The organism is Syntrophorhabdaceae bacterium (assembly GCA_028713955.1).
GTDB lineage: Bacteria > Desulfobacterota > Syntrophorhabdia > Syntrophorhabdales > Syntrophorhabdaceae > UBA5609.
Genome location: JAQTNJ010000326.1, coordinates 1 through 2985, shown reverse-complemented (window position 1 = coordinate 2985; position 2985 = coordinate 1). Strand labels below are relative to the sequence as shown.

The 2985-nt window shown below is 48.6% G+C and carries 2 protein-coding genes; both read right to left on the bottom strand.

Translation table 11 applies throughout. The annotated features are described in order from the left end of the window. Positions 1 to 1387 (bottom strand): AMP-binding protein (locus PHU49_16510; GenBank protein ID MDD5245612.1); only part of this gene is annotated, 1387 nt, incomplete at its 3' end. A 181-nt stretch (positions 1388 to 1568) separates the two neighbouring features. Continuing rightward, a partial coding sequence (locus PHU49_16505) for an enoyl-CoA hydratase/isomerase family protein (protein MDD5245611.1) occupies positions 1569 to 2985 on the bottom strand: 1417 nt, incomplete at its 5' end.

Genomic DNA, 2985 nt, shown 5'->3' with positions numbered 1-2985 from the left:
GGAGTATAACAACAGCCTTGACAGCCTCTCCCCATTTCTCATGGGGTATTCCGATCACCGCAACATCCTTTACTGCCGGATGTCCCCCAATGACATTTTCTACCTCCGAAGGAAAGACGTTCTCGCCACCGGTTATTATCATGTTGGCCTTTCTATCAACCAGATAATAGAAACCGTCGGCATCCCTTTTCGCCATGTCCCCTGCCGAAAACCACTCTCCCTGGAAAGCCTTCTTGGTCCTCTCAGGGTCTTTCCAGTATTCTGTAAATATTTCAGGGGTTCGTGCGTACAGCTCGCCAACTTCACCCTCAGGCACCTCTTTCCCCTCTTCATCGAGGATCTTGATCCGGTCTGTTGCAGACACCTCTTTGCCGATAGAGCTGAGTTTATTCAGCTGGTCTTCCGGTTTGAGTATGGTCACCGATCCGGCCTCTGTTGAGCCATATATCTCATAAAGTTCCGCACCCTTGAAGTAATCGATGATGGCCAGCTTTGTGTCCCTCCTGACCGGCGCCGAAGAGCAGAGAAGCTTTTTCATCGAAGAAACATCGTATTTATCCTTGTTCGGGTGGGCGAGCATCATGATGTAATGCGTCGGGACGAGGGAGACAAACGTGATCCGCTCATCCTGTATTATTTTCAGGATATCTTCAGGATCAAAGGATACGAGATTGCAAACATAACAACTGGCCCCGATATACGTAAAGACAAAAGAATAGAATACCGAGTTTATATGACACATGGGCATAACGAGGAGCCCCATATCGTCATGCCTGAAGCCGACATCTATAATATTGATGATAAATTCAGCAAGGGTTGCCTCGTGGTTCCTGACAACTCCTTTGGGCTTTCCCGTTGTCCCTGAGGTATACATGATCAACCAGGGGTCCGCGCCATCAACTGTCACAGGTGGTCCCTCAGGAGACGCTGCCGCTATGATCTTTTCATAGGATTGCCAGCCATCAGGGGTTGCGTCAGTTCCAAATAAAATGTAATTATTTTTGGGAATATTTAAATTCGGCCTGATATGGTCAATAATATCGGCTAATTCCCGGGCAACAATGAAGGCTTTCGATTCGGAATGGTTCACAATATATTCAATCTCCGGTCCGGCAAGTCTGAAGTTTATCGGCACTGCCACCTGTCCACCTTTTGATGCAGCAGCATATATCTCCATCCACTCTATACAATTATAGGCGAGAATTGCAAATTTGTCTCCTTTTTCAACACCAATGGCAGCCAGGGCATTTGACAGCCGGTTCGACCTATCGTTCCATTCCCTGAAGGTCAGTTGGCGGAACTTATCCTTGACAGCCACCTTGTTCGGAATATTAAGTGCCTGAACCTCCATTATCTTGCCCGCGGGCAACCATTTGCTTTTAAGCATCTTCTACCTCCTTTTAGCAGCTATCAGCTTTCTGCTGATATCGTGAAATGTGAAAAGTGAAAAGTTAAAACATCTTACGGGTTTCATCCCCTTGCGCCGAACGCCGAACGCCGAACGACCTTTTTTGCAATCCCGATATACGATATACGAACTACGATATACGGTTTGCTGTGCGCTATGCTCATTTCTTATATACAGGAATTCTTTTTTCCATGAATGCGGCAACGCCTTCTTTGGCTGCCTCGGTGCAGGCAATCTCACCGAAACCCCGGTAGCCGATTTCCAGGGCATCGGCAAAACGTTCCGCCTGGGCCCCTTTCTCAACTGTTTTGATAATGATGGATATCGACTCTTTACTTAAAGCGAGCTTGCCGGCCGCAGGGTTCTCCGGCATTTCCATCTTCGGGATATCTACCCTTCCATCGGGGATCCTCCTGATTCTGCCCGTGAGATTATTAACCTCCCTGATGGCCTCTTCGATCATCTCATAATAACTATTTGTTACCTTGCTCACCATGCCTATCTCCAAAGCCTCTTTTACGTTGATCGGTCTTGCCAGACAGAGCATCTCATGGAAGAGTCCTGCCCCTTTCGGCCACTTCCGGTATGGAACAATTGTTCCTCCTATGGCGGGCAGTATACCGAGCATGATCTCCGGAAACTGAAATCTCGCGTTTGCAGTTGCCACCATGCTGTGGCAGCGGATCGCCAGCTCTAATCCTCCGCCGAGCGCCACACCGTTTATAGCGGCCACAATGGGTTTGCCAAGCTGGTCCATGTAAGGCTGTACCTTTGCCCAATCCCTGGCTGCCTGGGTGCCCTTTTCTATATCACCCAGCATGTCAGGGAAAGTGCCGATGTCAGCCCCGGCTGAAAATGCTGCTGTACCGTATCCGGTGAGGACAAACCCCTTTGTGTTCGGGTCATTTTCATACTCTTTCAACAGGGCCATGATTTCATTATTCAACTCTTCACGTATGGCGTTCATTGCCTGCGGCCGACGTATGGTAATGATCTTCACGCCATCGATCTCGTCTAATAGAATGTATCGCCTGAAGTTCTGGTACTCTTGATATGCCCTCTTTGGTCCCGGAAAGCCGCCTCTTGCAGCCTGAAATTTATTTACAATCTGACGTGTTGTATCCTCGCCCATGTCGAGCATGATATCCATCGGCCCCTTGTTGAAGCCAAGGGCAACCTGGCAGCCAAAGTTCAGGTCCTCCGGTGTTCCAATGCCGCGATCCACGATATCGAAAGACTGTGAAAAGAGAACCCCCAGCAACCTATCCCTGACCATGTTTATTTTGTCTTCAGGGACATCGGGGGTGCTGCCCGGTTTCTTTGTTTCCCAGGGCTGTGCGGCCTTCAGGGCAGGTGATGGCAGGTAATGATCCCCCTCTTCCATCTGCAGAGTGTTTCCTTCAAAAACAACATTATTACCCTTCGTTGTATTCAGTGTCCGGAAAGGTCCTTCTGAAACAAATTTTTCAGCTACATGGTCAATTATACCGGCAGTTGCGTCATCGAGGAGATGAGCCGCCTCATTACACCAGTTGTTCCATATTCTTCCCAACATCAAACAGACCGCATTATTTGTT